Origin of the sequence: Photobacterium sp. GSS17 (genome assembly GCF_028621875.1) — a bacterium.
Classification (GTDB): domain Bacteria; phylum Pseudomonadota; class Gammaproteobacteria; order Enterobacterales; family Vibrionaceae; genus Photobacterium; species Photobacterium ganghwense.
In genome coordinates this window covers 486,922-499,487 of sequence record NZ_CP117517.1, presented here as the reverse complement: position 1 = coordinate 499,487, position 12,566 = coordinate 486,922, and the positions used below count along the sequence as shown (strand labels likewise).

The 12,566-nt window shown below is 54.0% G+C and carries 5 protein-coding genes, 1 tRNA gene and 2 rRNA genes; 5 read left to right on the top strand and 3 right to left on the bottom strand.

The window, feature by feature from the left end; genetic code table 11:
* Positions 1-8 precede the first annotated feature (8 nt).
* The 5 genes from PGW97_RS02355 to PGW97_RS02335 are packed head-to-tail and all read left to right on the top strand — an operon-like array spanning position 9 to position 8,505.
* Positions 9-1,739 (top strand): glycoside hydrolase family 9 protein, encoded by a 1,731-nt coding sequence (locus PGW97_RS02355; protein ID WP_273858501.1) that lies wholly within the window; start codon positions 9-11, stop codon positions 1,737-1,739.
* Positions 1,732-2,619 (top strand): N-acetylglucosamine kinase, encoded by an 888-nt coding sequence (locus PGW97_RS02350; protein WP_047886417.1) that lies wholly within the window; start codon positions 1,732-1,734, stop codon positions 2,617-2,619. Before PGW97_RS02355 ends, PGW97_RS02350 begins: the two co-directional genes overlap by 8 nt.
* Positions 2,620-2,627: 8 nt before the next feature.
* Positions 2,628-4,592: a beta-N-acetylhexosaminidase gene (locus tag PGW97_RS02345; RefSeq protein WP_273858497.1), complete on the top strand. Its 1,965-nt coding sequence runs from the start codon at positions 2,628-2,630 to the stop codon at positions 4,590-4,592.
* A gap of 36 nt (positions 4,593-4,628) precedes the next feature.
* On the top strand, positions 4,629-7,034 hold the full coding sequence (locus tag PGW97_RS02340; protein WP_273858495.1) for a GH36-type glycosyl hydrolase domain-containing protein: 2,406 nt from the start codon (positions 4,629-4,631) through the stop codon (positions 7,032-7,034).
* A gap of 58 nt (positions 7,035-7,092) precedes the next feature.
* On the top strand, positions 7,093-8,505 hold the full coding sequence (locus PGW97_RS02335) for a phosphoglucomutase/phosphomannomutase family protein (RefSeq protein WP_273858494.1): 1,413 nt from the start codon (positions 7,093-7,095) through the stop codon (positions 8,503-8,505).
* Between the two features lie 571 nt (positions 8,506-9,076).
* Here the strand turns inward: PGW97_RS02335 and PGW97_RS02330 are convergent.
* From PGW97_RS02330 to PGW97_RS02320, 3 genes are all read right to left on the bottom strand, one after another.
* Positions 9,077-9,153, bottom strand: a tRNA-Asp gene (locus PGW97_RS02330).
* A 43-nt stretch (positions 9,154-9,196) separates the two neighbouring features.
* Positions 9,197-9,312: ribosomal RNA gene (gene rrf / locus PGW97_RS02325) — 5S ribosomal RNA — on the bottom strand.
* A 116-nt stretch (positions 9,313-9,428) separates the two neighbouring features.
* Positions 9,429-12,320 (bottom strand): 23S ribosomal RNA (locus PGW97_RS02320).
* Positions 12,321-12,566: the final 246 nt, after the last annotated feature.

The window sequence follows — 12,566 nt, the reverse complement described above, 5'->3', positions numbered from 1 at the left end:
GAGGCATCATGCAGCTGCTAACCAATCACCTGGGCTATGAGCGTTTCGGTACCAAGCAGGCCGTCATCCAGACACCAATGCCACTGACAATCACAACGGCACAGATTGTTTGCGACACCAGCCAGCAACCTCTGCTGACACTGCCGGTGCAAACACATGGCGAGGTGGGTCAATGGCATACCGGACTGACTTATCTGGTCGACTTTTCCGCGCTGCAGCAGTGCGGCTGGTTCCGGCTGCAGGTGGGTGAGCAGCTGTCTGCACGTTTTCAAATCGCCGACGGGTTGCTGATGAAGCAGACCTTCAGCGATGTTCTGCACTATTTCAAATCGCAGCGCTGCGGCGGCAAATTTGATCAGGCGGATCATCAGGTGCGTCTGTTTGACTCCAGTCAGACCGTGGATGCGCATGGTGGCTGGTACGACGCCTCCGGGGATGTCAGTAAATACCTGAGCCACCTGTCGTACAGCAATTATTTCAACCCGCAGCAGACACCGTTGGTGGTCTGGAGCATGCTCACCACGTTCAGCCAGCTGAGTGACCAGCCGGAGGTGGCGCCGTTCACCCGTGTCCGCCTGCTTGAAGAGGCCCTCCACGGTGCTGATTTCCTGTGCCGGATGCAGTCACCGCAGGGTTACTTTTACATGACGGTATTCGATACCTGGAGCAAAGACACCGCCCAGCGCGAAATCTGCGCATACGCGACCCAGAACGGCCATAAATCTGCCCAGTATCAGGCAGGCTTTCGTCAGGGCGGAGGGATGGCGATCGCCGCCCTGGCCGCTGCGGCCAGGATTCTGGGTTCGCACGGCACATCACTGGGATTCGATACCGCCTCCCGGGCGCAATACCTGACGGCCGCGCAGCAGGGCTATTGGCATCTGGTAGAAATGAACACCCGGTATGTAGATGACGGGGTTGAAAACATCATTGACGAATACTGTGCACTGCTGGCTGCCGTGGAACTATACCGGGCAACGGACGACAGGCGCTTTCTGACCGGGGCGCGCCGCTGGGCAGGCCGCTTGGCCCAACGGCAGATGAGCGATGACCAGTACCGGTATTTCTGGTCCGCCAATCATGACGGCAGTCGGCCGTATTTCCATGCCTCTGACGCCGGACTGCCGGTACTCAGCCTGCTGCATTACCTCGATATTGAGCCGGACCACCAGCAACAACAGACCGTAACGACCGTCATCCTGCAAGCGCTACAGTTTGAACTGGCGATCACGGCGGAAGTGACTAACCCGTTCGGCTATCCGCGCCAGTATGTCAAAGCGGTTGAGGGTGACAAGCACAGCAGTTTTTTTATTCCGCATCACAATGAAACCGGTTACTGGTGGCAAGGGGAGAACGCCCGGCTGGCTTCTCTGGCCTGCATGGCGTATCAGGCAGCCGCCCTGCCCGCTTTCCGCGATCTGAAACTCCCGTTGGAAATCTATGGTCAGCGACTGCTGAACTGGATACTGGGGCTCAATCCTTTTGATATGTCCATGCTGGATGGGCATGGTCGCAATAACCCGGATTATCTGCCAGACCTGGGGTTCAGCAATGCCAAAGGCGGCGTCTGCAACGGGATTACGGCCGGTTTTACCAACGAGCGGGACATCGCCTTCAACCCGCAGCCACAGGCAAACGACATGCTGCAAAACTGGCGCTGGGGAGAGCAATGGATCCCCCATGCCGGCTGGTACCTGCTGGCCGTGACCCTGCAATACAAGGAGAGACAAGATGTCTGATTCCGTTCAATTTTATGTCGGTGTCGACGGCGGCGGAACCTCATGCCGAGCCCGGATTACCGAGCTAAACGGCCAGGTGCTTGGTGAAGCCAAAACCGGCAGCGCAAATATTTTGCTGGGAAGCGAAGTCGCGATGGCATCCATTCAGGATGCTATCGCAACCGCAGCCGCGCAGGCTCATCTCGGGCCGGAGCACTACGCCCATATGCGGGTCGGCCTGGCTTTGGCCGGGGCCGAGCAAAAAAGCGCCTGGTATGACTTTATGGCCCAGCCCCATCCGTATGCTGCCGTCACTCTCAATACCGATGCCTACGGTGCCTGTCTCGGCGCATGGGCTGGGAAGGACGGCGCCATCCTGATTGCCGGCACCGGCTCATGCGGGATTTACCTGAGTGAGGGGACACAACATGTGGTTGGCGGCCGTGAATTTCCTATTTCCGATCAGGGCGGTGGCGCGGTCATGGGGCTGCGCCTGATCCAGCAGGTCCTGCTCGCCCAGGATGGTCTCAGGCCGGTGACCCCGTTGGTCAGCCATGTCATGGCCCATTTCCGACACGACATTGATGCCATTGTCAGCTGGTCTAAATCCGCAAGGCCTTGCGACTACGGTCAGTTTTCGCCAGCCATTTTTGACTATGCCTATCAGGGAGATGCGCTGGGTATCGACTTGCTCAACCAGACCGCGGCCGATATTGAAATGTGGATGAAAGCCCTGATTCAGCGCGGGGCCAGCCGTATCTGCCTGATGGGCAGCATAGCGGAACGCATTATTCCCTGGCTGATTCCTCCAATGCAGCAACGTGTCGCCGTCCCTCAGGGCGACGCCATGGATGGTGCTCTGGCCATGGCCCGAGGGCATCACAACCTTTACCCACTATGAGTCAACCTATGAGCTATCGCCTAGATTTAACCGTCATAGAGCAGCAGGAGAACCTGTCCCGCTTTGCGCTCACATTGCATAACCTGGCTGACCAGCCGCTGGAAAACTGGTCCCTGCATTTTGTGATCGGACGTTGGATCAATCAGGATTCGCTGAGCAACGGTCGCCTGCACCAGATAGGCAGCTACTGCACCCTGACGCCTACCACATCCGAACCGCTGGTCTCTAACGGGCATTTTTATACCGAATTCACGGCCCACACCAAGCCGTTCACCTTATTTGATGACGGCATTCCGGAAGCCTTTATCCACTCGACAGCGCACAATCCCAGCGGGGATGACATCGCAACTAAGATGCAAACGCTGATCCACCCCCAACCAGTCGAAGTCACCACGATCAATCTGGCCTCGCCAAGCCAGGAGCGTTTCACGACGCCCCTGCCGGCAGCCAAATCCATCAACCTGATCCCAGCCCCCCATGCGCTGAAAGTTCTGGGGGGGAGCTTTTCGCTGCACCGCCACAGTGCGATCAGTGCCGAGCATGAAGCTGCGCAAGGCAGCAGCCGCTGGCTGCAAGCCACTCTGACCGGGTACTTGCATGACGAACTGCCGCTTCAGCCAAACGGCAACATCATCTATCAGTACAATCCGAAGCTGCCGGAAGGGGCATACAAACTCTTGGTCGAATGGGATCACATCTGGCTACAAGCAGGCTCCGAAGCCGGTTTCTGTCATGCGACGGCAAGTCTGATCCAGCTGTTACCCAATGCAGCCAGCCACTCCGCGCACGCGGCATGTCTGCTCCCTATGGTCGAAATTGAGGACGCCCCGCATTATGGCTATCGGGGAATGATGCTGGACTGTGCCCGCCACTTCCACCCGGTGCCGCGCCTGAAGTTTTTGATTGACCAACTGGCACGCTACAAATTCAATACGTTCCACTGGCATCTGACCGATGATGAAGGCTGGCGGCTGGAAATTGATGCCTACCCGGCACTGACCGACATGGGTGCATGGCGTGGTCCGAACGAAACCCTTGCCCCGCAGTTCACCACGATCAGCCAGCGTTATGGCGGTTACTACACCAAAGATCAGGTCAGGGAGCTGATTACCTATGCAGCTGATCGCGGCATCACCATTATCCCTGAGATCGACATGCCAGGGCATTGCCGCGCCGCCATTCGTGCGCTCCCAGAGTTGCTGGTGGATCGCAACGACCACTCCCAGTACCGCAGTATCCAGGGCTACCCGGATAACATTCTGACCCCAGCCCTTCCGGGAACCTATGCCTTCATCCAAACCGTTCTGGCTGAAGTGTGTGAGCTGTTCCCCGCCCCATACGTACACATTGGTGGTGATGAGGTGCCCCATGGCGTCTGGACCGACAGCCCGGGCTGTCAGGCTCTGATGGCAGAACATGGTTACCGCGATCCGAAAGAGCTGCAGGGCCATCTGCTGCGCTATGCCGAAGAGTGTCTGGCAGCGCACGGCAAGCGCATGATGGGCTGGGAAGAAGCAACCCACGGCGACAAAATCAGCACCAATACCGTGATATTTTCCTGGCAGAACGAAGAGGCCGGCGAGCAGGCGGCGAAGGCAGGCTTTGACGTCATTATGCAGCCGGCGCAGCACACCTACCTCGATCTGGCACAGGGCTTCTCGGCGGATGAGCCCGGCGTTGACTGGGCCGGGAAACTCCCGCTGGACAAAGTCTATCAATATCACCCGCTGGCTAACCTGCCAGCCAGCGATCCGGCGCACCAGCGCATTCTGGGAATTCAGTGTGGCCTGTGGTGTGAACTGGTTAACAGCCAAAGCCGCCTCGAATACATGCTTTTTCCACGCCTCCTGGCGATTGCCGAACTGGGCTGGACCTCACCAGATCAACGCAGCTGGCCAGATTTCAAAGCGCGTCTAAACGGACAATTAGATTACCTGGACAAAGCAGGCATTAACTACCGTCGCTGCGAATAACGCTGCAGCTGACTGATTAAACAAGGATTGAAAACCATGAATTACGGCTATTTTGACAATACCAACCGAGAGTACGTCATTACTCGCCCTGATGTGCCTGCACCCTGGACCAACTACCTGGGTACAGAAAAGTTCTGTACTGTCATTTCTCACAACGCCGGGGGCTACTCGTTCTACAACAGCCCGGAGTACAACCGTGTAACCAAGTTCCGTCCAAACGGCACCTTCGATCGCCCGGGCCACTATGTCTACCTGCGCGACGACGAAACCGGTGATTACTGGTCAATCTCCTGGCAGCCGGTGGCAAAAAGCCTGGAAGAAGCCACGTACGAAGTGCGTCACGGCCTGTCTTACTCCAAATTCAAATGTGAATACAACGGCATCACAGCGCAGAAAACCCTGTTCGTACCAAAAGGCGAAGACGCACAAATCTGGGATGTAAAAATCAGGAACGATGGCGACCAGCCACGCACCATCAGTGCATTCTCGTTCGTGGAATTCTCGTTCAGCCACATCCAGTCTGACAATCAGAACCACCAGATGAGCCTCTACTCAGCCGGAACGGCGTACAACGAAGGCGTAATTGAGTACGACCTGTACTACAACACCAACGATTATGAAGGCTTCTACTACCTTGCTTCCAGCTTCGATCCAGACAGCTATGACGGTCAGCGTGACAGCTTTATCGGTATGTATCGTGACGAAGCGAATCCCATCGCGGTCGAAACCGGTCGTTGTTCTAACCATGTACAAACCTGTTACAACCACTGTGGCTCACTGCACAAGCAATTCGTGATTCAGCCGGGCGAAGAAGTTCGTTTCGTCCTGATTCTGGGGATCGGCAAAGGTGAAGGCCAGCGCCTGCGAACTAAATACCAGGACGTTACAAATGTTGACGCTGCGTTTGCTGACATCCGCGCGCACTGGGATACCCGCTGTGCCAAGTTCCAGGTGAAATCACCGAACGAGGGGCTGGACACTATGATCAACGCATGGACCTTGTACCAGGCGGAAACCTGCGTGGTGTGGTCACGCTTTGCCTCTTTCATCGAAGTCGGCGGCCGTACGGGTCTTGGTTACCGTGATACCGCGCAGGACGCGATCTCCGTGCCTCACGCAAACCCACGCATGACCCGCAAACGCCTGGTGGATCTGCTGCGCGGTCAGGTGAAAGAAGGCTACGGCCTGCACCTGTTCGATCCAGACTGGTTCGATCCAGAGAAAGCCGATGTTAAACCATCTAAATCACCAACCGTGGTACCAACCCCAAGCGACGAAGACAAGATCCACGGCATCGAAGACACTTGCTCTGACGACCACCTGTGGCTGGTGCCAACCATCTGCCGTTACGTACAAGAAACCGGTGAAGAGAGCTTCCTGGATGAAACCATTCCTTACGCCAACGGCGGCGACGCGTCTGTTTATGAACACATGAAAGCGGCGCTGGACTTCTCTGCTGAATACGTGGGGCAAACCGGTATCTGTAAAGGTCTGCGTGCAGACTGGAACGACTGCCTGAACTTGGGTGGCGGAGAGTCAGCAATGACGTCCTTCCTGCATTTCTGGGCACTGCAGGAATTCATCAAACTGGCGAAATACAAAGGTTTGGATGCGGACGTACAGAAGTACACCGAAATGGCAGCCAATGTGCGCGAAGCGTGTGAACAGCATCTGTGGGACGAAGAAGGCGGCTGGTACATCCGTGGCCTGACCAAAAACGGCGACAAGATCGGCACCGCGCAACAAGCTGAAGGCCGCGTGCACCTGGAATCTAACACCCTGGCTGTTTTGTCTGGCCTGGCGTCGCAGGAGCGTGGCGAAAAAGCGATGAACGCCGTTGATGACAACCTGTTCTCTGAATACGGCCTGCACCTGAACTCGCCATCATTCGCAACGCCCAACGACGACATCGGTTTTGTTACCCGCGTCTACCAAGGCGTGAAAGAAAACGGCGCGATCTTCTCGCATCCAAACCCATGGGCTTGGGTAGCCGAAGCGAAACTGGGACGTGGTGATCGTGCCATGAAGTTCTACGATGCACTGAACCCATACAACCAAAACGACATCATCGAGAAGCGAGTTGCCGAGCCGTATTCATACGTGCAATTTATCATGGGCCGCGACCACGAAAACCATGGCCGTGCCAACCACCCATGGCTGACCGGTACGTCTGGCTGGGCATACTTCGCAGTCACCAACTTCATCCTGGGTGTCCAGACCGGTTTCGACGGCCTGACCGTGAATCCATGTATCCCGACCAGCTGGCCTGGCTTTGAGGTGACCCGCGAATGGCGCGGCGCGACTTACCACATCAAGGTACAAAACCCGAACGGCGTCAGCAAAGGCGTCACGGCCATCACCTTGAATGACACTCCTGTTGAAGGAGCAATCCCGGCTCAACCGGCCGGCAGTATCAACACTGTCAACGTGATCATGGGCTAATTGAATTGGGGCGCCCGATTGCGCCCCGTATACCGACGAGAGAAATAGGAGTTCCATCATGATCCAATTCGGAACCGGTGGCTGGCGCGCCTTAATTGGCGAAACCTTCACCAAGGATAATGTCCGGTTAGTCGCTCAAGCGCTAGCCAATATTATGGTCGCCGAGCAGGTGACCCAGAACGGCTTTGTCATTGGCTACGACCGGCGTTTCTTATCTGATAAAGCCGCAGCCTGGTTTGCTGAAGTCCTGGCGGCCAATGACATTAAAGTAAGCTTTATCAACAAGTTTGTGCCAACGCCGATTGTTATGTTTAAAGCCAAGCATATCGGTGCCACCTATTCGGCCTGTATCACCGCTTCGCATAATCCCGCGGACTACAACGGGATAAAAGTGTTCATCGAAGGGGGACGAGACGCTGACGAGATCATCACAGCTAAGATTGAACAGCAAATTTCCCAGTTAACTTACGATGATATTCAATCCGTGGATTTCGATGACGCCATCGCATCACAACAAATTACACTGATCAATCCAATGAATGAATTTGTGGATTCCATTGTCGATTTCATCGATATCGAAGCCATTAAACGCGCGAATCTGCGTGTGCTGATTGATCCTATGTTTGGGGTGGCTAAAAATGCCTTACAAACTGTGTTGATCAGCGGCCGCTGTGATGTCGATGTAATTCACGACGGGCACAACCCATCATTTGGCGGTCTGATGCCTTCACCCAGTGCAGCAACGTTATACCGCCTGAAACACTTAGTGGCTCATGAAGGTTACGACATCGGTATCGGCACCGATGGCGATGCCGATCGCCTGGGGATCATTGACGAAAAAGGAAACTTCGTTCACCCCAATGAAGTCCTGATGCTGCTCTATTACTACTTACTGGAATACAAAGGCTGGAAAGGGTCAGTCGTACGTAACATTGCAACCACCCACCTTCTCGACAGAATTGCCACCGCACATGGTGAGAAGTGTTTTGAAGTACCAGTAGGTTTCAAACATATCAGCGCCCAGATGGAGGCCGATGATTCATTGATTGGCGGTGAAAGCTCCGGTGGCCTAACCATCCGAGGACATATCAAAGGAAAAGACGGTGTCTTCGCTTCCAGCCTGCTAGTGGAAATGATCAGCGTAACAGGTAAGAAGCTCTCCGAACTGCTTAGTGAAATTTATGGCAAGTACGGCTTCGCCTACACTGCAGAAGGTGACTGTACTTTCCGCGCGGCCGATCGCCAGCGGCTTTACGACAAGATTTACGTGGAAAAATCCCTTCCTGAATTTGAATGGGAAATCGAGCAGGTCAGCTACGCGGATGGCGTAAAAGTCTACTTCAAAAATGGCGGATGGGCCCTGGCACGCTTTTCCGGCACTGAGCCACTGCTACGTCTCTTCTGTGAGATGGCATGTCAGGAAGAAGCCGAAAAAGTTGTCCTCCAGATGAAAAGCTTTCTTAACCTCTGAGTACACCGACGCCCGCTCAACACTGCCTGACGGGCGTATTGGCTGCATAGCGGTACGTTGCGCAGGCTGCTCACCAGCCTTAGCGCCAAGGGTAGATTCTCAGCTACCCTTTTCTTTTTTACTTTCCCAGAAACACATTTTGCTTAACTCAGCATACAGATTTTATGCTGCCCTTCATCTCTCACCCATAGGTTCTCTCTGCGAGTTTATCATCGTCTAAATACACGTGCTTTTAACTATCATGTCAGACCATACTCAAGGGCCAATTGTGAAAGAAAGCCATCATCGGACGAGGTTCCATCGACTAGCTCTACGCTATTGAGTCAATGTCAGCCTCGCTAGTTTCAGCCATGTAGTTAAAACAATCTCACCCCAAACGAAATGCAAAAAGACAGTACCTCACATTTTGTCTGAACATACGAATGCAAAAAGCACGAATCTTTCGACTCAGGCTTCGTATTAGTGGCAGAAAGGCCGGGCTGTCGATCTTGCGGGACTCATTCGACCGAATGGCGAACATTATCTTTAAACGTAAAAAAGCCCAAGCATTTCTGCTTGGGCTTCGTATAAGTGGCGGAGCGGACGGGACTCGAACCCGCGACCCCCGGCGTGACAGGCCGGTATTCTAACCAACTGAACTACCGCTCCACTCAGGATTAACGTTTGTTCAGAACGCTAACCTAAATTGGGTGCCTGGCGATGTCCTACTCTCACATGGGGAGACCCCACACTACCATCGGCGCTGCTGCGTTTCACGTCTGAGTTCGGCATGGGATCAGGTGGGTCCACAGCGCTATGGTCGCCAGGCAAATTCTTTGATTCACTGCCCGCAGGCCGCAAATCACAATCTTGGAAAAAACTGACTAAAGTTCAAGCACATCATTCAAGTGCTCGTGGAGTCCGTAAAACCCCTTGGGTGTTGTATGGTTAAGCCGCACGGGCAATTAGTACAGGTTAGCTCAACGCCTCACAGCGCTTACACACCCTGCCTATCAACGTTCTAGTCTCGAACAACCCTTCAGAGAGCTTGAAGCTCTGGGGATGACTCATCTTGAGGCTCGCTTCCCGCTTAGATGCTTTCAGCGGTTATCGATTCCGAACTTAGCTACCGGGCAATGCGTCTGGCGACACAACCCGAACACCAGAGGTTCGTCCACTCCGGTCCTCTCGTACTAGGAGCAGCCCCTCTCAATCATCCAACGCCCACGGCAGATAGGGACCGAACTGTCTCACGACGTTCTAAACCCAGCTCGCGTACCACTTTAAATGGCGAACAGCCATACCCTTGGGACCGACTTCAGCCCCAGGATGTGATGAGCCGACATCGAGGTGCCAAACACCGCCGTCGATATGAACTCTTGGGCGGTATCAGCCTGTTATCCCCGGAGTACCTTTTATCCGTTGAGCGATGGCCCTTCCATTCAGAACCACCGGATCACTATGACCTGCTTTCGCACCTGCTCGAACCGTCATTCTCGCAGTCAAGCGGGCTTATGCCATTGCACTAACCTCACGATGTCCGACCGTGATTAGCCCACCTTCGTGCTCCTCCGTTACGCTTTGGGAGGAGACCGCCCCAGTCAAACTACCCACCAGGCACTGTCCGCACCCCCGATAAGGGGGCGACGTTAGAACATCAACACTACAAGGGTGGTATTTCAAGGACGGCTCCACAGATACTGGCGTACCTGCTTCGAAGCCTCCCACCTATCCTACACATGTAGGGTCAATGTTCAGTGCCAAGCTGTAGTAAAGGTTCACGGGGTCTTTCCGTCTAGCCGCGGGTACGCAGCATCTTCACTGCGATTTCAATTTCACTGAGTCTCGGGTGGAGACAGCGTGGCCATCATTACGCCATTCGTGCAGGTCGGAACTTACCCGACAAGGAATTTCGCTACCTTAGGACCGTTATAGTTACGGCCGCCGTTTACCGGGGCTTCGATCAAGAGCTTCTCCCTAAGGATAACCCCATCAATTAACCTTCCGGCACCGGGCAGGCGTCACACCGTATACGTCATCTTTCGATTTTGCACAGTGCTGTGTTTTTAATAAACAGTTGCAGCCACCTGGTATCTGCGACTGCCAGCAGCTCCAAGAGCAAGTCTCTTCACCGCCGGCAGCGTACCTTCTCCCGAAGTTACGGTACCATTTTGCCTAGTTCCTTCACCCGAGTTCTCTCAAGCGCCTTGGTATTCTCTACCCGACCACCTGTGTCGGTTTGGGGTACGATTTCTTGCTATCTGAAGCTTAGAGGCTTTTCCCGGAAGCATGGCATCAATGACTTCAGCACCGTAGTGCCTCGACATCGGGTCTCAGCCTTAAGATGGTCCGGATTTGCCTAAACCATCAGCCTACACCCTTGAACCTGGACAACCGTCGCCAGGCCCACCTAGCCTTCTCCGTCCCCCCATCGCAATAGCAAGAAGTACGGGAATATTAACCCGTTTCCCATCGACTACGCCTTTCGGCCTCGCCTTAGGGGTCGACTCACCCTGCCCCGATTAACGTTGGACAGGAACCCTTGGTCTTCCGGCGAGGAGGTTTTTCACCCCCTTTATCGTTACTCATGTCAGCATTCGCACTTCTGATACCTCCAGCGCCCCTTACAGGACACCTTCAGCGGCTTACAGAACGCTCCCCTACCCAATACGCTAATGCGCATTGCCGCAGCTTCGGTGTATCGCTTAGCCCCGTTAAATCTTCCGCGCAGGCCGACTCGACCAGTGAGCTATTACGCTTTCTTTAAATGATGGCTGCTTCTAAGCCAACATCCTGGCTGTCTGAGCCTTCCCACATCGTTTCCCACTTAGCGATAACTTTGGGACCTTAGCTGGCGGTCTGGGTTGTTTCCCTCTCCACGACGGACGTTAGCACCCGCCGTGTGTCTCCCGGATAGTACTTACTGGTATTCGGAGTTTGCAAAGGGTTGGTAAGTCGGGATGACCCCCTAGCCTTAACAGTGCTCTACCCCCAGTAGTATTCGTCCGAGGCGCTACCTAAATAGCTTTCGGGGAGAACCAGCTATCTCCGAGTTTGATTGGCCTTTCACCCCTAGCCACAAGTCATCCGCTAATTTTTCAACATTAGTCGGTTCGGTCCTCCAGTGCGTGTTACCGCACCTTCAACCTGCCCATGGCTAGATCACTCGGTTTCGGGTCTAATCCCAGCAACTGCACGCCCAGTTAAGACTCGGTTTCCCTACGGCTCCCCTATACGGTTAACCTTGCTACTGAAATTAAGTCGCTGACCCATTATACAAAAGGTACGCAGTCACAGGACAAAGCCTGCTCCTACTGCTTGTACGTACACGGTTTCAGGTTCTATTTCACTCCCCTCACAGGGGTTCTTTTCGCCTTTCCCTCACGGTACTGGTTCACTATCGGTCAGTCAGGAGTATTTAGCCTTGGAGGATGGTCCCCCCATCTTCAGACAAGATAACACGTGTCCCGTCCTACTCGTTTTCACGCCAAATGTGTTGTCGGCTACGGGGCTGTCACCCTGTATCGCTGAGCTTTCCAGCTCATTCGCCTGACACCTAAAGCGCTTAAGGGCTAATCCGGTTTCGCTCGCCGCTACTGCCGGAATCTCGGTTGATTTCTCTTCCTCGGGGTACTTAGATGTTTCAGTTCCCCCGGTTCGCCTCATCAAGCTATGTATTCACTTGATGATAACTGCTTATGCAGCTGGGTTTCCCCATTCGGAAATCGTAGACTCAAGTGGCTCTTACTGCCTCATCTACGCTTATCGCAAGTTAGTACGTCCTTCATCGCCTCTGACTGCCCAGGCATCCACCGTGTACGCTTAGTCACTTAACCATACAACCCCAAGAGGTTTCGTATGTTCAAACAACCAAGGTTTTTCCATCTGAGTTAAGATGGTTAGTTTGTTTTGCCGGACTCTTCTTACACAAGACACTTGAATGTGTATTGCTTGAGAACTCGTTTCTCTTTCGAGAAACAATAATTTCGATTCGTATGAATCGAATTACTAGTCAGCTTTCCAGATTGTTAAAGAGCATGTGTCGTTATCTCCAACGAGATAACACCACTGTTTAAAGATTC

Excerpts from the sequence above, each read along its gene's own strand:
- PGW97_RS02355 (WP_273858501.1), top strand. The coding sequence starts at position 9 with ATGCAGCTGCTAACCAATCACCTGGGCTATGAGCGTTTCGGTACCAAG.
- PGW97_RS02350 (WP_047886417.1), top strand. The coding sequence starts at position 1,732 with ATGTCTGATTCCGTTCAATTTTATGTCGGTGTCGACGGCGGCGGAACC.
- PGW97_RS02345 (WP_273858497.1), top strand. The coding sequence starts at position 2,628 with ATGAGCTATCGCCTAGATTTAACCGTCATAGAGCAGCAGGAGAACCTG.
- PGW97_RS02340 (WP_273858495.1), top strand. The coding sequence starts at position 4,629 with ATGAATTACGGCTATTTTGACAATACCAACCGAGAGTACGTCATTACT.
- PGW97_RS02335 (WP_273858494.1), top strand. The coding sequence starts at position 7,093 with ATGATCCAATTCGGAACCGGTGGCTGGCGCGCCTTAATTGGCGAAACC.